The organism is Arthrobacter sp. 10N44_2 (assembly GCF_056394385.1).
Map to the genome: position 1 here is coordinate 13,291 of NZ_JBFTHT010000004.1, position 17,114 is coordinate 30,404.

The window sequence follows — 17,114 nt, forward strand, 5'->3', positions numbered from 1 at the left end:
GTCGGCCCGGACCTGCGGTTTCAGGCCGGATCCGGCACCCCGCTACATGACCAGCAGGACCTTGCCCACGTGGTCGCCGGAGTCGAAGTAGGTGTGTGCGGCAGCGACCTGGTCCAGCGGGAAGCTCTTGGCCACGAGGGGCCGGATCCTGCCATCGGTCAGCATCGGCCACACGGCGTCTCGGACGGCGTTCATGATCACGGTCTTTTCCTCGACCGGGCGGGGACGCAGCGCGGTGGCGATGATGGCGGCCCGTTTCTGCAGCAGCTGGCCAAGGTCCAGTTCCGCCTTCGCGCCGCCCTGCAGCCCGATCACCACGAGGCGTCCGTAGTCGGCGAGCGCATCGATGTTCTTCTCAAGGTACTTGGCCCCGACGACGTCGAGGATGACGTCCGCGCCCTTTCCGCCGTTTTGCGCGCGCAGGCTCGCCGGGAAGTCTTCCTCCGCGTAGTTGATGGCGATGTCCGCCCCGAGGAAGGCTTTGGCGGTGCCGACTTTTTCCGCGTTCCCGGCCGTCGTGGCCACGCGGGCGCCAACGGCCTTGGCCAGCTGGATGGCCATGGTGCCGATTCCGCCTGTGGCTCCGTGGATGAGGACAGTTTCGCCCGGCTGCAGCTGCGCCGTCATGATCAGGTTGGAATAGACCGTCGCCGCGACCTCGGGCAGCGACGCCGCTGTGACCAGATCCACGCCGTCGGGGATCCTCAGGACCTGCCCCGCGGGCACGGCCACCTGCTGGGCGTAGCCGCCGCCGGCGAGCAGCGCCACCACCTTGTCCCCCACGGAAAACGCCTTGGTCACGCCCGGACCGAACCCTGCGATCCGGCCGGAGACCTCCAGCCCGGGGACCTCGGAGGCGCCCGGGGGCGGCGGGTAGAAGCCCTTGCGCTGCTGGACATCGGCACGGTTAAGGCCCGCGGCCACGACGTCGATCAGCACCTCCCCGGGGCCGGCCACCGGAGCCTGAACCTCACGGACTTCCAGGACCTCGGGTCCGCCGGGCTCTGATATATAGACAGCCTTCATGGAGCACTCCCGATTCCTAACTGGCTCCGCGCACGTTCGCCGCGATCGCCAGGTCCGATCAACATCACTCCCCAGAATATGGCGGGGAGCTGCACGCGTCCGCAAGCGCACCGTGTTTTTGGTTTTTGTTGCAGCCGACTGCCTATGAAAGACTACTCGTTAGGGAAGGTTGTCCGAGCGGCCGATGGAGCTGGTCTTGAAAACCAGTGTGCGGTGACCCCGTACCAAGAGTTCGAATCTCTTACCTTCCGCGGGAGCGCAGATCTTGCGCGGTTCAGAGGCCGGCCCGGGGCGATCGAAAGATCGTTCCGGCCGGCCTTACTCGTCTCCGCCCCGGGAGTGAAACTCCCGACCGGCCCAAGAATCATCTGCTGTCAATGTTGGCCGTGTTGGCGGCCAACTGGCAGCCCAAGGTAACGGTTCTGCACCGTCTTCCAGACCTGACAATAACTTCCGGCCGCATACCTGATACTGAGGTCTCGAGCGGGATAATCACCCCGCCGTCGCAAATATTGGGGGAACAAAAAGTGGGTCTCAACCGCACCGGGTTTTACGCGCATGTCACAATGGCGGGCATTGCTCTCAGCCTCGTCCTTGCCGGATGTGCATCACGGCCAGGAACTGATCCTGCCGCTGCCGCTCCGCGCTCGACCACCGGGGCCACGGCTGGGGCCGCGCCGACCGTGACGGCCACACCAACCGCCACTCCAGCACCGGTGGCGCCGACCGCCAGCGCGGCACCCCCGGTGGCGGCGCCTGCCCCGTCAGCGAAGCCTGCAGCACCTGCGCGGAAGACGTTCACTTTCCCGGATGGCCACATTTCCTTCACGTATCCGTCGACCTGGACCGTGCGCACGGTCCTCCCGCCTGCCCGAACCGTCCCCGGCGTTGAAGCGATCGTTTCCGACGGCGCCGGCAACGATCTGCTCTCACTACAAAATGGCTTTACCACTGGTTGTGCAGCTGCGCCCACCTCCCGCGAAGTGTTCGATAAGGCGCAGGCTCCGGGAATGACCGCACCAGACGGCACTAATCCTGTTTTTGGGTTCGCCGTGGAATCCTCTTCGACCCGCGATTTTTACGGAATGGGTCTCCGCGATCCTCGATACCTGGAGCAGGGCAAAGGCGTCACCTCAAGCTGCGGGCTCCTTGCAACGGGGAACGGAGGGCTCACCACGAGTGTTCTTTTCAACAACCCCGCGTTCCCGACCCGGGCCGCCGCTAAGGCCTGGATGGCAACAGACCAATACGCCCAGCTCAAGGCGCTGCTCGTCAGCCTGAACTACGTCTAAGGCAACTCCGGCGCCGGGTAACACGCTCTCTGGCGGCACGGAACTTTCCCTCCTTCAGCTGGTTGCCCGGCGCCGTTCGATCGTGGCGTCGTCGCTTGCACTCCAGCTGGCGAGGAGGTGCAGCCGTTCCGCTGAGGGCGAGCCCGGCTCGGCGGTGTAGACCAAGAGGACCAGGCCCGGTTCCGCGGTGATCGCCAGTTCCTCGTAGGCCAGCGTGAGTTCGCCGGCCACGGGGTGGTGAAAGCGTTTCGTGCCAGACCCGTGAGTCCGCACATTATGGGCGCCCCACAGTGTCCGAAACGTCTCACTGCGGGTCGACAGTTCGCCGACCAGGTCCTGCATGGTGCGGTCGTGGGGGTCGCGGCCGGCTTCAGCGCGCATGATGCCGACGCACATTTCGCCGAACAAGTCCCAGTCGGGGTAGAAGTCGCGCGAGGCGGGGTCGAGGAACTGGAACCGCGCCAAGTTGGGGGTGCGGCCGCCGTCCCCGATCACCGGAGAGTAGAACGCCCGGCCCAACGCGTTCGTCGCGAGCAGGTTCTGGTACGGGTCGCGAACGAATGCGACGCCCTCGGTGATCGCTTCCAGCGCCCACTGCAGGCTCAGACGCGCCCCTGCCTGGACGGTCGCGCGCCTGCGCGACCGTCCAGAGGTCGGGATGCCGTCTGCGGCGCGGGCCAGATCGAACAAGTGGGCACGCTCGGTGTCGTCAAGCCGGAGGGCCCGGGAGATGGATTCGAGCACGGACGAGGACGCACCGGCGATGGAACCGCGCTCCAGCTTGGCGTAGTACTCCACGCTGACGTCGGCGAGGACCGCAACCTCGCTGCGCCTCAATCCGGCCACCCGTCGGTTCGAGCCTGCCGCAAGGCCCGCTTGTTCCGGCGTCAGTCGTGCACGGCGCGACATCAGGAACTCACGCACTTCACCCCGGTTATCCATGCATCAAGGGTAAATCGCTGCGGCCAAACAAGGGGTTCCCTCCCGGTACACGTCTCACCGGGGACTCCCCCGCCCGCGGAAATCGGGCTTGACTGGCCAGAGCGTTGACTGTGCTTCCCGGCCTGCGGAACGGTCGACGACGTCGGGCGAGGCGCCGCTTCCGGTGGCTACGCAGCCACGCTTGACCAACCCCAACGCTGAGGCATTGCCGCCACCCACGAAAGGACCCGCATGACGACCGCCCCCACCCGAACACCGGCACAGGAAGCCAGTGCCTTGGTCGACGCCACACCAGAGGGCAGCGCACAAGAAAACAGAGAACAAGAAGACAACGCACAGCAAAGACTGCCCCTGACCGCACTCGTGGTCCTGGCCGCCATGGGATTTATCCTCGTCGCCACCGAGACCATGCCTGCCGGCCTGCTTCCTGTCATTGCCGCCGGCCTCCACACCGGCGAAGGTACGGTGGGTCTGCTGGTCAGCGCATACGCCCTCGGAACGGTCATCGTCACCATCCCCGCGATCATGCTGACGCGTGGCATGCGACGAAAGCCGCTGCTGCTCGGCGGTATCGCCGGTCTCGTGCTTGCCACCACGGTCACCGCAGTCTCACCCGATGTGACGTTGTCACTCGTGTCACGATTCTTTGCGGGCGCGTTCTCGGGAATCATCTGGGGAATGCTCGCCGCTTACGGGCGCCGCATCAGCCCGCCCCGGCACGCAGGGTTGTCCTTGGCCATCGTGTCCACCGGGGCGCCCCTCGGATTCGCGTTCGGCACCCCACTCGGCGCCTGGATCGGAACAGCTTTCGATTGGCGCTGGTCCTTCGGTGCCCTGTCCGTCCTGGGGGTCATCGTGGCTGCGCTGATCCTGGGGTGCGTCCCCGACGCCGCCGGCCAACCGCGGGCGTCACGGCTCCCCCTGGGCCGGGTGTTCAAAATCCCCGGCGTCGCCGTCATCCTGGCCGTCATCGTCGCCTGGATGCTCGCCCACAGCACCATCTACACCTACATCGCCCCCTACCTCCGGGCCACCGGCACCGGCCTCTCCGCCAGCCTGGTCCTGCTGGTCTACGGCATCGCGTCCGTCGTCGGGGTCGCCGTCACCGGTGCGCTGCTGGACCGCCACCCGAGGCCCCTCCTTCACCTCAGCGTCACCGTGTTCGTCGCTTCCGGACTCATTCTGCTGATCGGACATGCATCGGCAATGGCCATCCTGATCGCCGCCGCGCTCTGGGGCCTTACCTTCGGCGGCGCATCAGCCCAGGTCCAGGGACCACTCACCACCGCCGGAGGCGACAACGCCGACGTCGCCAATGCATTCCTCCCGGTCGCCTTCAACCTGGCTATCTTCGGCGCAGGCATTCTCGGCGCGCTCCTCCTGACCCCATTCGACGGGCTGGTGCTCCCGGTCGTCATGATCGCCCTCGGCATCACCGCCCTGCTGCTCACCCTGTACGGCCGACGCTCGGCATTCCCGCGCCGGCTCTGACTGGCTATTGGTGCCAAGAACAGCTACGGCAATGATCCCCGGAACGTTCCGGGCTGACCGGTGTCCATGCCTTGCGACAATGGTGACGGGACAAGAACGGCCGGCTGGTAGGCCGGCCGTTCCGGTTTCTCCTCGGCAAAGGAAACGGATTCAGCCCAGCTGAATCCTTCTTGTCCTGCGTCCAGGCCGCGATGGAGGTTGTTGCCCCTGGTTAGCGCGGCACGGTTCCGCAGCTGGTGAGTGGTTGCTGTGCCCCTAGCCTCAGGCGCCTGCTTCCGCTCCGTAAAGCCTGTCGAGCAGCCGCAATCCCCGGTGCGCCCAGGAAATTTCGGCTTCAGAATCGAGAATCAGCCCCTCGTAGGCATAGCGTTTGAAAGCCCGGGTACCTTCTCGGTCCTCCGGTGCCATTTTCTCGAGCCGACGGTTAAGTATGGGGAAGGCGCCGGAGTCGATCTGGTAAAGGATTTTCTCCCATCCTTGGATCTGGTCACTGTGGTGCTCTATATGCGCCCGAAGCTGTGCCCGAGCTGCCGAGGGCTCCGCGGTTTCCATGTAAGTCGCACGCAGGCGGACCTGGTCGCGCTCAGGCTGATAGGTGTTGGGTGTGTTCATCCAGGCCGCAAAGGCCTCTTTCCCTGACGCCGTGATGTGGTAACGGCGTTTGGTTCCGGAGCGCCCGCCCGGCATCTCCTCCCCCTCAAGGAGCCATTCACGTTCCATCTTGCGCAGTTCGGGATAAATCTGGGAGTCAGGCGCGTACCAGACATGGCCGACCGAGGCCTCAAAGTGCTTGTACAGGTCGTAACCAGACATCGCGTCGGCCTCGAGGATGGCCAGCAGTGCGTAACGCAGACTCATTGAACTCCTAGTGGTGGCGGTGCTGCGACGTCGGTTGTAGCGTCTCGCTCCGGCCAGGCCACTTTAGCCCCTATGGGTCCTGTGCACCCCTGGCTGAAGGTAAGCGCGGAACCATCGAAAGATCGTTCGGGCCGGCCTATACTCGTCTATTCAGTCAGCATCTTTGGCCGGATTGTTGGCCACAGCATTACTTCTTGAACCATGCAGCGCGCACAGGAGTTCCGTGTTGCAGGGAATCCCGCAGCGACCAGGCACCCAGTCCGCGATCTTCGCACGCATCGACGATCCCGGCGGTTAGCTCTCCCCTGTCCAGCGATGGTGAGGGTCCGTCGTCGACCCCGTCTGCCGGGCCAGCGTGACCGTCGTGCGAAAGGAGGATAGCCCCGGGGACCGCACCGGTCATTGCCTTGCGGATACGGTCGGATTGGGGCATCTCCCTGGAATCCCAACTCGTGGCACCCCACATGACGGGCATAAGCCCGGCGGACTGGACCGCGCGCCAACTAGCCAATGTCTGCCGGCCGTATGGCGGACGGACCCACTCGACCCGGCTGCCGATCAAATCTTCGAGCTCGGCGCGGCCATCCCTGGTCCTTTGAGCAACTTCACGAAAAGAAAAGCCAGTGAGCCGCCGATGGTCAAGTCCGTGGAGGGCTATCTCATGGCCCGCAGCTGCGACTTCGCCCAGCAAGCCCGGATGCCGGCGTGCTCGGCTGAGCAGCACGAAGAACGTGGCGCTCAACTGCCGTTCATCAAGCACCTTCAGGATGCTGTCTGTCCCGCCTGGCTCTGGGCCGTCGTCATAGGTCAGGACAATATTCCGGACCGCCGTGTCGACGGCCACGACCGAGCCGACAAAACCTGAATGTGCGCGGATGATGGGCTTGGCTGCGCGAACTACAACCCGCGCCAGGTGCTTCATCCGCTATTCCCCGGCCGGCGGACGGCTGGCCGCCTGAACCACGTCTGCGAGCGTCTTTCGCGCGAGTACTCAAGATAGGCGACTCCAATCGCCCCGGCGAGCATCCCTGCACCGCGGTAGGCTGTCCGCAATCCTCGCGCCTGATGGCGGTGGGATGCCATGAGCGTCCCGAAGCCGAACCGCAAGGACCCGCCGCACATTCGCAGTATGCCGCGGAAAACCGACATCAGGCGCGCCACCCCCCTTTGCATGGCTCTTTCCGCCGAGTGGATGTCGACCAATGCGGCCGAATTTCCGTGGCTCCATGCTCTTCGGAGAACCCAGTTCCGGGTCGTGCGATCAGCGGGAACGAAGTCCGTCGCCACCGATTCGTCGCACCAGAGAATCGTTCCGCCCGCCCGCACAAGCAACCGACTGAAAAGAGTGTCCTCGCCTCCTGAGAGACCGAAATTATTGTTGAAACGTACACCGGCTTTCCGGACTTGGCGCATGTCTAGCAAGAGATTGCCCGCCGCCGCCACCGGCACCACCGTCCCGGTCGGCAGCCTCCGGCGGCGGAAGAAAGAACCAGCGGCAATCCAGGGATCAAGTTCAGCATCAAACTGCGAAACCACTCTTCCCATGACTGCGGCTGGACGGGTCTGCCGCCACGTGTCCAGCAGCGGCTCCAGCCAGAGTTCCTGAGGCTCCTCGTCGTCGTCGATGAAGACGAGCAAATCATGGTTGGCGGCTTCGTCCAATGCTCGATTTCGACCAGCCGATATGCCGGGTACCGGCTCGGGAACGTACCGGATCAGGTCGGAATGAAAGCCGATGACTGTGCTTCTCGCGCTTTCAGCCGGATCGTTGTCGACGACGACGATACTGGGCGAAATCGCCCGGTCCGTGTCCCGAGCGAGTTTCTCAACATGCCGGAGCATGGTTGCGAGGCCCCGTTCAAGTGTTGCGGGGCGTCGATACGTCAGCACTGCGACGAGCAGCGTCTGTTGTTTCACGGGTGGCCCGCATTCTGCGGCTGCGGTGAGCGGCCAACACCATTGGCAAGCGCCCGTTCATAGGCCTCCCTGTGGGCCACCGAGCCCGCTTCCCAGTCCCGCGAAGAGAGGTCCGGGCGCCTGCGGCGACCCTCCGCTGCAATTGACGACAACGTTTGAAGGATTATTTCGGGCGTTAGCGCCCCGGTGTACTGAAACACCCATCCCGGTCCGACTTCGACGGCCAACGCTTGGTTGACGTCATTGGCCGGAACCAGCACAGGTCGATCCAAAGACAGGGCGGCCAGGGTTCCGCCGGAATTGTGCATAAATCGGTACGGGAGGACCACGAGTTCCGAGCTCGAGATGGTGTCAACGAGCTCCGCGTCGGAGACATACTGCAAATTGAGGCTTATCCTTGGGTCGTCTTGCGACAAGGCCGTCATGGCTTGCCCCAGCTCCCCGGTGGAGGGTTTACCCCCCAACCGAAGTGATAGCTCGGGGTGGGTGTCCGCCGTTGCCCTAAACGACGTGATCAGGTCCTCAACGCCCTTATAGCGCCGGATCAGGCCGACGTAGCTTATGCGACCCGGTATCTGCTGCGCCTTCGGAAAGTCGGCGAACCATTCACGATAGTGGCCATGTGGAATCGTGGCGCTGGGCCGGTCCGTCGGCAGCTGCGTCCTCGAGTTCAGCCGAACGTAAAACGTGGTTTTGCGGTCAATAAGGCGGAGGAGAAACACCTCCCGGACGGAGATGCCCTCGGGTAGCTCTACGTTGTGGACAGTTCGCACTATGGGCGTCCTAGCCAGAGCGAGCCTCCCGAGGAGAGCCAGCGTGAGCACCTGTCGCCCGAGTTTTTTCAGCGGACTATGACCGCTGACCAAGATTTCAGGCCAGTGGATGTGGAAGACGTCGTACTTGGCAAAGAGAGCAGCGCGCCAGCTGAAGTTAATGACGCTGATATCGGGCAGTTCTTGCAGGCCGCCGGCCAGTTGCACCAAATAGGGATTGGTCGTGGATCGCGGCGCTGGGAAAGACTGCAGGACTGTTAGCGAAGTGTTCAATGGTCACCTCTCGCATTCGAGCAACATTAATGCGACACCCCGCCATTGGCATGCGGCGTGGTCGTATCCTCTCACAATCTGGCCAAATTGCTAGACACTGCAGCGTCGGGCATCAAGGTGGCCATGGTTGGGTACAGAGTCAACGACACGCCGGCGTTGGCCGCTGCCCCAACCCCTCGCTCGACCCACCTGTTGAAACTGTCCGTGCCCCGTCATAGTCTCTCTGTGTCTCCACCACCCCATCTCCACACAAACCAGAGTCCGGCGGCCGCACGTCAACGGCCCCCACAGAGAGCAGGAGCCTCCATGCCCACACCCGAGCACTCCAACGGCGCACCATGTTGGATCGACCTCATGACATCCGATGCCGAGAAGGCCAAGTCGTTCTACGGTGCGCTGTTCGGTTGGACGTACCAGACCGGCGACGAAGCAAAATACGGCGGCTACATCACCGCCTGGAAGGACGGCAAGTCCGTCGCCGGCCTGATGCAGAAGCAGGAGGATCAGGCCGCGTGGCCGGACATGTGGTCCACGTACCTGCGCTCGGAGGACGCCGCCGCCACCGTCAAGGCTGCAACGGAACACGGCGGCCAGGTCTACATGCCGCCCATGGACGTCCCCGAACAGGGCAGCATGGCGATGATCGCCGACGCCACGGGCGCGTCGGTCGGCGTGTGGCAGCCGGCGGAGATGAAGGGCTATGAACTGGCGGCCGAGCCCGGTGCCCCGGCGTGGCACGAGCTCCACGCCAAGGACTACGCCGCCGCCGTCAAGTTCTACCAGGACGTGTTCGGCTGGGACACCGACGTCATGAGCGACACCCCGGAGTTCCGCTACACCACCCTGGGCGCGGGCCCGGCGGCCAAGGCCGGGATCATGGACGCGTCTGCCTACCTTCCCGCCGAGGTCCCGTCCAACTGGCAGGTTTACTTCGCCGTGGAAGACGCCGACGCCTCCATCGAGACGGCAGTGTCCCTCGGCGCCAAGGTCATCGACGGGCCGGACAACACCCCGTTCGGCAGGCTCGCCACACTGACCGACCCCACGGGCGCGATGTTCAAGATCGTGGCCGACACCGGACAGGGCGGGCAGTCCGCCACGGACGCCTAACCGGCCAGGACGCCAGAGCTCTTCCCACCTAATTACAAAAATTGTTGTAGGAAATACCGGCCAGAGCCTTCCCCGAGGGCTACTGGCCGGTATTCTGCTGTGGAGCGTCCGGTGGAGGCACCCGGACACCGCTCACCCGTATCACCAGTCACCATCGCCCGGGGCTTTCGAGCCGCTCCGGGAAGGCTGCGGCGCGTCCCGCTGGGGGGCGTCCCGCCGAATGCACGTTTAGTCCATACGTTGTTCATTCACCCCTGTTTGGATGGGCCCGGCACGACTTGACCAGGAGTTCTGGCCGGCCACTGTCCGCTGCACCCTGCGGACGCACTGCACCCTGCCCTTTACCCGGGGCACCCTAATGAGAGTTAGAGCGGATGAAAATAACACCCTGGAAAACAGCGCTGGGCTCAGCACTGTCGGCGGCGCTGATAGCAGCTCCACTGGCGGCGGCCGTGCCGGCTAACGCCACCGAACCGTTGCCGGCAGCAACCGGAACCTCGCCGGTGGTCATCAACGAGGCCTATCTCAGCGGCGGCAGCTCCGGCGCGGCCTTCAAGAACAAGTTTGTCGAGCTGTACAACGGCTCCGACGCACCGGTCTCACTGGAGGGCTGGAGTCTCCAGTACCGCTCAGCCCCGGGCACCGGTGCGCCGAGCTCGGTGGCAGCCCTGGCGGGCAGCATTCCCGCCAAGGGCTACTACCTGCTCAAGGGCGGCAGCAACGGCACGGCCGGCACCGACCTGCCGGCCGCCGACGCCACCGCCACCGGTTTCAACCCGGCCGGTGGCGGCGGCACGATCGTGCTGGCCAAACAGGCCACAGCACTCAACCCGCTGCCGACAGGCTCGGTCATCGAACCGACCAACGTCGCGGACCTCCTCGGCTACGGCACCTCGAACACCTTCGAGGCCCAGGCGGCCGCGGCGCCGTCGGGAAACACCGACGTCAAGAGCATCAACCGCAGCAACGGCGGGGACACCAACAACAACGCCGCCGACTTCGCACTGAACGCAGCCATCACGCCGACGGCGGCCAGTGGCGCTGCCGGCCCCGTGGACCCGGGGCCGGGCACGCCTCCGGCCGCCAAGACCATTGCCGAAATCCAGGGCAACGGCACCGCAAGCCCGCTGGCAGGATCCTCGGTCACCACCCGCGGCAGGGTCACTGCCACGTTCCCCACCGGCGGCTTCGCCGGCTACTACGTCCAGACCCCCGGCACAGGCGGCGATCTCACGCCGGCCAACCACGCGGCGTCGGACGCGGTGTTCGTCTACTCGCCGTCCACAGTCGACGCCGTCAGGATCGGCGACTACGTCGAACTCACCGGCGCAGTCAGCGAATTCTTCGGCATGACCCAGCTGAACGTCGCCGCGGCGGCCGATCTGAAGAAGCTCACCGAGGCCGCCCCCGAGGTCAAGGCCACCGGCTTCGCCCTGCCCGCCGACGAGGCCTTCCGTGAGTCCCTCGAAGGCATGCTGCTCACCCCGCAGGGCCCCGTCACCGTGGCGGACAACTTCTCGCTGAACCAGTACGGCGAGATCGGCCTGGCCGGCGGCACCACCGCGCTGGCGCAGCCCACCGCCGTCGCGCCGTTCGGCTCCGCGGAGTACACCGCCACGGTCGCGGCGAACGCCGCCCGCGGCATCAAGCTCGACGACGGCGCCACCACGAACTTCCTCAAGGACGCCGCCACCAAGGCCCAGGCGCTCCCGTACCTGACCACGGCCGATCACGTCCGGGTCGGCGCGCCGGTGACGTTCAAAACCAACGTGGTGCTCAGCTACGCGAACAATGCCTGGAAGTTCCAGCCCCTGACCCAGCTGACGGCCGCCAACGCGGACACCGTCCAGCCGGCCAGCTTCGGCGCCACCCGCGCGGACACCCCCGCGGCGGTTGGCGGCAATCTCAAGCTTGCCTCCTTCAACGTGCTGAATTACTTCCCCACCACCGGCGACCAGATCTCCGGCTGCACGTTCTACCCGGACCGGGACGGCAACCCCATCACGGTCAAGGGCGGCTGCGACGTCCGCGGCGCGGCGAACGCGGAGAACTTCAAGCGGCAGCAGGACAAGATCGTCGCGGCGATCTCCAAGTCCGGGGCCGACGTCGTCACGCTCATGGAGGTCGAGAACTCGGCCCAGTTCGGCAAAAACCGGGACGACGCCCTCGCCAAGCTCGTGGATGCCCTGAACATCGCCACCCCGGGAATCTGGGACTACGTCCGCACGCCCGCCAACGCACCCCCGCTGGCGGACGAGGACATGATCCGCACCGCGTTCATCTACAAGTTGGCCGCCGCCGAACCGATCGGCGAATCCATCATCCACAACGACACGGTCGCGTTCGCCAGCGCCCGCAAGCCGATGGCCCAGGTCTTCAAGCCGGTCGGCGCCGCCGATGACAAGAAGTTCATCGCGATCGCCAACCACTTCAAGTCCAAGGGCTCCGCCGCGACGCCGGATGACACCGACAAGGGCCAGGGCGCCTCGAACCTGGCGCGCACCGCCCAGGCCAAGTCCCTGCTGGCGTTCGCCGACGAACTGCAGAAGTCCAAGGGCACGGACAACGTCTTCCTGATCGGTGACTTCAACTCCTACGCCAAGGAGGATCCGATCAACGTCCTCACGGGCGCCGGGTACGTCAACCAGGATGAGAAGGCCAAGAACGCCGACGGGTCCGCCAAGCACTCCTACCTGTTCGGCGGCCTCGTGGGCTCGCTGGACCACATCCTCGCCTCCCCGGCGGCCAACGCCGCCGTCACCGGCGCGGACATCTGGAACATCAACTCCGTGGAATCCGTGGCGCTGGAGTACAGCCGCTACAACAACAACGTCACCGACTACTACGCTCCGGACCAGTTCCGCGCCAGCGACCACGATCCCGTGGTGGTGGGCCTGAACTTGCCCGTCACCCCGGCCAGCGTTGAGCTGAACTTCCTGGGCATCAACGACTTCCATGGCCGCATCGATTCCAACACCGTGTTCTTCGCCGGGACCATCGAGAAGCTGCGCACCGCTGCCGCCCCGGGCGCCACCGCGTTCATCTCGGCCGGCGACAACATCGGCGCCTCGCTGTTCGCCTCGGCGATCGCCAAGGACCAGCCGACCATCGACGTGCTGAACGCCCTGGAGCTGCGCACCTCCGCGGTGGGCAACCACGAGTTCGACGGCGGCTGGGCTGACCTGCGCGACCGCGTCACCGCCGGCGGGACCAACGCCAAGTTCCCGTACCTGGGCGCCAACGTCTACGCCAAAGGCACCACCACCCCGGTCCTGCCGGAATACACGGTCCTGGACATGAACGGCGTGAAGGTCGCCGTGATCGGCACGGTTACGCAGGAGGTGCCGTCCCTGGTCACGCCGTCAGGCATCGCGGACCTTGAATTCGGTGACCCCGTCGACGCGATCAACCGGGTCGCGGCGAAGATCAAGGCGGACAAGCTCGCCGACGTCATCATCGTGGAGAACCACGACGGCGCCGGGTCGGGCGCACCCGACGGCGCCACTTTGGAGCAGGAAATCGCCGCCGGCGGCCCCTTCGCCAAGATGGTCCAGAAGGTCACCCCGGATGTGGCGGCGATCTTCAACGGCCACACCCACAAGCAGTACGCGTGGGACGCCCCGGTCCTGGATGCGGCGGGCCAGCCCACGGGCAAGACCCGCCCGATCGTCCAGACCGGAAACTACGGCGAGTTCATCGGCCAGATCCAGCTGACCATCGACACCAGGACCATGTCGGTGACCGGGTACAAGGCCGGCAACGTCCAGCGCACCACCAGCGCCGCGCAGCCGGCAGCCGATCTTGTGGCGCAGTACCCGCGCGTCGCGGCCGTCAAGGCCATCGTGGACAAGGCCCTGGCCGACGCCGCGGTGGTCGGCAACCAGCCTGTCGGCAAGGTCACGGCGGACATCACGACGGCGTTCGCCGGTTCCCCGGCTGTGCGCGATGACCGTGCCAGCGAGTCCACCCTCGGCAACCTGGTGGCAGACTCCCTGGTGGATGCGCTGAAGGCGCCGGACCTCGGCGCCGCCGAAATCGGCGTCGTCAACCCTGGCGGCCTGCGCAACGAGCTGTACTACGCGCCCGACGGCACCATCACGTACGCCGAGGCCAACGCCGTGCTGCCGTTCGTGAACAATCTGTGGACCACGTCCCTCACCGGTGCGCAGTTCAAGACCCTGCTGGAGCAGCAGTGGCAGACCAACCCGGACGGCACGGTTCCCAGCCGTGCCTACCAGCAGCTGGGCCTGTCCAAGAACGTGAACTACACCTACGACGCCGCCCGCGCCGCCGGTGACCGGATCACCTCGATCCGGGTCAACGGTGCACTTCTCGACCCGGCGAAGTCCTACCGGATCGGGACGTTCAACTTCCTGGCCACCGGCGGCGACAACTTCCGCATCTTCAAGGAAGGCGCGGGCACCAAGGACTCCGGGCTCGTGGACCGCGACGCCTGGATCAAGTACCTGCAGAACCACAACCCGGTCTCGCCGGACTTCGCCCGCCGCTCCGTGGCTGTCGTGAACACGACGGCGGCCGAGGTCAAGGGCGGCGAATCCATCACACTGGCGGTTTCAAAGCTGGACCTCACCTCGCTGGGCAGCCCGGTGAATGCCTCGCTGCGCGCCGAGTTCACGGACGCCGCCGGCACCGTGACGGGCCTGGGCACGGTACCGGTGACCGCCGGCGCCGCCAACGTGAGCGTATTGGTTCCCGCTGGCGCCGCCGCCGGCACGGGCACCCTGGTGCTTACCGCCGTCGAATCCGGCACTGTGGTGAAAACGGCGGTGAAGGTCGCGGCCAGCGTCCCCGTCCCGCCGAAGTGCACGCCGCCGGTCAAGCCGACCAGGCCCGGGGATCTCGTGGGCCAGGTGAACTACGGGACAGCCATGGCCGCCTACCGGAAGTGCCTCAAGGGCTGATGCCTTAGCCCGGACTTCCTGGTCCCCCACCACGGCACATGCCCTCCCCTGGCCCGCAGCACTGGACATAAGCACCAACTGTCCACTGCCCGGCCCCAGGGGAGGGCATGCCCACTCTTGGAGGCAGGCGCGCCGGAGGACATGTCCACTCTTGAGCGGCTCCGGAGCTACGGGCTGCGGGCTGCGGGCTACGGGCTCCGGGCTACGGGCTACGGGCTACGGGCTACGGGCTACGGGGCCAGGATGTCGCGGGCGATCTCGTCGGCGTCGCGCAGGGTGCGCTGGCCGCTGCGGTAGACCGGGCCCGACTTCGGCCGGGCCTCGGCGGCGATGGCCGTGCCCCATTGCGTGGCGGAGAGCTGAAGCCCGAGCACGTAAAGCCCCGGCGTCACGGACCCATTGGCACCCAGCGGCCGGTAAGGATGCGGGACGACGTCCAGCCCGGAAGTCTGCACCGGGGTCCCCTCCACGCTCATCATGAGGCGCGGCCGCACCAGCCCCTCGGCGAGCAACTGCTCCAACAAAGGCGAAGAGTTAACGGCCACCCGGTTGGCCGGGGCCAGCGCCTCGATCATCGCCGCCGCGGACACGGCCCCCGCCCCGGAACCGGACGCGGCGGCCGCCCCAAATCCGGACACAGCGTTCTCCGTCCGGTCCCTTACCGCACCCGCGTGCGCCGTCCCTGATCCAACACCGATCACGCCGGCACTGCCCACAAAACCGCGGACCCCAGCACCGCCCGCGGCAGCACCACCGACGCCGGCAGGCTCCATCGCGGCACCTTCCGCCCCGCCGTCGGCGCTTTCATCCATTCCGCCGCCCACCCATGGTGACGCCGCGGTGAACATCCGGGCCCGCCTGTCCACGCCGAACTTGGGGTCAGGGCCCACGAAGCGCACGATTCCCGCCCGGGCCAGTGCCGCGAGCTGCGCGGAGCGCAGCGCCGGCGGACCGCTCGCCAGGCCTTCCACGAATGATTCGAACCAGCCCCGGAGGCCGGCGACCCAGGATTCGTCCGTGATGCCGCTATCGGCCACAGCGGTCTTGAGCACGGCCCGGCCGTGGTGCAGCGCGCCGATCGCCATCTTCACCGGATCGTCCTCACCAAGGGCCGAGCGCCGGGCGTCGTCGAGCAGGTAGTCGACGACGGCGGCGTCCAGTTCGGCTCTGGAGTCAAACGAGCGCCCGGCCAGGGGCGCCGCGAGGCCGAGCAGGTCCAGGCGGTGGGATGCCCGGACATGGACGGCAATCACCGATTCCGCCGTGTGCTCCCATTTGACGGTCGAGTGAGCGTGCGGCCGCAAAGACTCGTCCAGGGCGCGCAGGAACTCGGCCGGGCCGGTCAGGATGGCATCGGGCTGCGAGCGCGCGAGCGTGGAGTAGTAGGCCCAGACCGCGTCCCGGTGCAGGAGCGGCCAGAGGTCGTAGTCGAAGGAGGGCCGGATTCCGGAGTCGGCGAACTTCGCGATCGCGCCCTCAGTGCAGTAGCGCAGCCGGACCGTTCCGGGGTAGTAGCCGGTGAGTGTCGCCTTCGCCCGGTAGGGGGTGCCGCGGCGTGAGGCGGCGATGATGAGCGGTTCGCGGCCGGACGGCAGATACGTCAGTTCAGCGTTGCCCTCTCCGGCAACGAACCGGCCGCCGCGCCCTTCCGTCAGCTGTCCCATCACGTCAAAGAAGTTCAAGCCCATGCCGCGCACCAGGACAGGTTTGCCTCCCGGCACCCGGGACCAGTCGACGTCGGCGGGCGCCGCCGGCGGCACGTACAGGAGACCGAGTTCCTCCGCCGCGGAAAGCAGCTCCCGCTGTTCAGGGTTCAACCGCGCGTCGAGGTGGCCCACGGCCAGCACCACAGAGTCGACGGTAAGTACGGTGCCGTCGTCGAGCACGACGTCGAACCGCACCGCAGCGTCCTTCGCGCCGGCCGGCCCGGAGGCGGCCAGGTCCGGGCCCGGCGCCGCGGCGGCCTCCGCGGCGGCGTGGCGGACGGACGTCGCCCTCGCCGCGTGGAAGTCCACGCTGACGCCGGCCGGCAGCACGGTGAGCAGTTCCTCGAGGGTGGACCGCAGGTAACGGCCGTAAAGGGCCCGGCTGGGGAAGTCCGCCTCGCCGAGCCGTGAGAGCTCGGCACGTTCGTCGTCAGTGAGCGAAGGGTGCGGGTGGGCCTGCTGGAGTTCGCGCCACTGGTCGAATGTGCGCCCGGCCAGGGGCGGCACGAGTTCCGGGTCTTCGGGGACCACGGTGGGATAGAAGGACTGCGTGTTCATCAGGTACAGCCGCGACTGTCCGGGCTGCCAGACGTGCCCCGGGCCCGCTGGGTAAGGGTCCACCACGTCGATGTGCAGGGTGTCCGCGGAGCCGGCGGAGGCCCAGTTGGCGAGGAGCCGTTCCAGCATGCTCGTGCCCCGGGGACCGGCGCCTATCACTGCCGTCCGGATGCTTCGAGATATGCCCACGGCATCCAGCGTATCGGCAACCGGCCGCAGGCTTGACCTCGGTGTGACTTGCCACTG

The 17,114-nt window shown here is 66.3% G+C and carries 11 protein-coding genes and 1 tRNA gene; 5 read left to right on the forward strand and 7 right to left on the reverse strand.

Annotated features, from left to right (window positions below):
* Positions 1–42 precede the first annotated feature (42 nt).
* Complete coding sequence (locus tag AC1DBX_RS06110) at positions 43–1,026, reverse strand: NAD(P)H-quinone oxidoreductase (RefSeq protein ID WP_476931294.1); 984 nt, start codon at positions 1,024–1,026, stop codon at positions 43–45.
* Between the two features lie 163 nt (positions 1,027–1,189).
* On the opposite strand from AC1DBX_RS06110, the gene AC1DBX_RS06115 reads away from it, so the two are divergent.
* Positions 1,190–1,277: transfer RNA gene (locus AC1DBX_RS06115), tRNA-Ser, on the forward strand.
* A 759-nt stretch (positions 1,278–2,036) separates the two neighbouring features.
* Positions 2,037–2,318, forward strand: coding sequence for a YciI family protein (locus AC1DBX_RS06120; protein WP_476931295.1), 282 nt, complete (start codon positions 2,037–2,039; stop codon positions 2,316–2,318).
* Between the two features lie 54 nt (positions 2,319–2,372).
* On the opposite strand, the gene AC1DBX_RS06125 is transcribed toward AC1DBX_RS06120, so the two are convergent.
* A complete protein-coding gene (locus AC1DBX_RS06125) occupies positions 2,373–3,260 on the reverse strand; it encodes a helix-turn-helix transcriptional regulator (RefSeq protein ID WP_476850606.1) in 888 nt (295 codons plus the stop codon).
* Between the two features lie 231 nt (positions 3,261–3,491).
* On the opposite strand from AC1DBX_RS06125, the gene AC1DBX_RS06130 reads away from it, so the two are divergent.
* Positions 3,492–4,751, forward strand: a complete 1,260-nt coding sequence (locus AC1DBX_RS06130; protein WP_476931296.1) for an MFS transporter — start codon at positions 3,492–3,494, stop codon at positions 4,749–4,751.
* A 261-nt stretch (positions 4,752–5,012) separates the two neighbouring features.
* On the opposite strand, the gene AC1DBX_RS06135 is transcribed toward AC1DBX_RS06130, so the two are convergent.
* The 4 genes from AC1DBX_RS06135 to AC1DBX_RS06150 all read right to left on the reverse strand — a co-directional run bounded on the left by AC1DBX_RS06135 (position 5,013) and on the right by AC1DBX_RS06150 (position 8,506).
* A complete protein-coding gene (locus AC1DBX_RS06135; protein WP_476931297.1) occupies positions 5,013–5,609 on the reverse strand; it encodes a PadR family transcriptional regulator in 597 nt (198 codons plus the stop codon).
* A 187-nt stretch (positions 5,610–5,796) separates the two neighbouring features.
* Complete coding sequence (locus AC1DBX_RS06140; RefSeq protein WP_476870957.1) at positions 5,797–6,531, reverse strand: polysaccharide deacetylase family protein; 735 nt, start codon at positions 6,529–6,531, stop codon at positions 5,797–5,799.
* A complete protein-coding gene (locus AC1DBX_RS06145; protein WP_476870958.1) occupies positions 6,528–7,526 on the reverse strand; it encodes a glycosyltransferase family 2 protein in 999 nt (332 codons plus the stop codon). The genes AC1DBX_RS06140 and AC1DBX_RS06145 overlap by 4 nt, the downstream gene beginning before the upstream one ends.
* A complete protein-coding gene (locus AC1DBX_RS06150) occupies positions 7,523–8,506 on the reverse strand; it encodes a glycosyltransferase family protein (RefSeq protein ID WP_476931443.1) in 984 nt (327 codons plus the stop codon). The genes AC1DBX_RS06145 and AC1DBX_RS06150 overlap by 4 nt, the downstream gene beginning before the upstream one ends.
* Before the next feature lie 372 nt (positions 8,507–8,878).
* On the opposite strand from AC1DBX_RS06150, the gene AC1DBX_RS06155 reads away from it, so the two are divergent.
* The gene (locus AC1DBX_RS06155; protein ID WP_230009777.1) at positions 8,879–9,682 is read left to right on the forward strand and encodes a VOC family protein; all 804 of its coding nucleotides are present in this window, start codon (positions 8,879–8,881) and stop codon (positions 9,680–9,682) included.
* 374 nt (positions 9,683–10,056) lie between these two features.
* A complete protein-coding gene (locus tag AC1DBX_RS06160) occupies positions 10,057–14,604 on the forward strand; it encodes an ExeM/NucH family extracellular endonuclease (RefSeq protein ID WP_476931298.1) in 4,548 nt (1,515 codons plus the stop codon).
* A 230-nt stretch (positions 14,605–14,834) separates the two neighbouring features.
* On the opposite strand, the gene AC1DBX_RS06165 is transcribed toward AC1DBX_RS06160, so the two are convergent.
* A complete protein-coding gene (locus AC1DBX_RS06165) occupies positions 14,835–17,057 on the reverse strand; it encodes an FAD/NAD(P)-binding protein (protein WP_476931299.1) in 2,223 nt (740 codons plus the stop codon).
* Between the last annotated feature and the right edge of the window lie 57 nt (positions 17,058–17,114).

Coding starts and splice junctions, on each gene's coding strand:
- AC1DBX_RS06110 (WP_476931294.1), bottom strand. CDS start 1,026: ATGAAGGCTGTCTATATATCAGAGCCCGGCGGACCCGAGGTCCTGGAA.
- AC1DBX_RS06120 (WP_476931295.1), top strand. CDS start 2,037: ATGACCGCACCAGACGGCACTAATCCTGTTTTTGGGTTCGCCGTGGAA.
- AC1DBX_RS06125 (WP_476850606.1), bottom strand. CDS start 3,260: ATGGATAACCGGGGTGAAGTGCGTGAGTTCCTGATGTCGCGCCGTGCA.
- AC1DBX_RS06130 (WP_476931296.1), top strand. CDS start 3,492: ATGACGACCGCCCCCACCCGAACACCGGCACAGGAAGCCAGTGCCTTG.
- AC1DBX_RS06135 (WP_476931297.1), bottom strand. CDS start 5,609: ATGAGTCTGCGTTACGCACTGCTGGCCATCCTCGAGGCCGACGCGATG.
- AC1DBX_RS06140 (WP_476870957.1), bottom strand. CDS start 6,531: ATGAAGCACCTGGCGCGGGTTGTAGTTCGCGCAGCCAAGCCCATCATC.
- AC1DBX_RS06155 (WP_230009777.1), top strand. CDS start 8,879: ATGCCCACACCCGAGCACTCCAACGGCGCACCATGTTGGATCGACCTC.
- AC1DBX_RS06160 (WP_476931298.1), top strand. CDS start 10,057: ATGAAAATAACACCCTGGAAAACAGCGCTGGGCTCAGCACTGTCGGCG.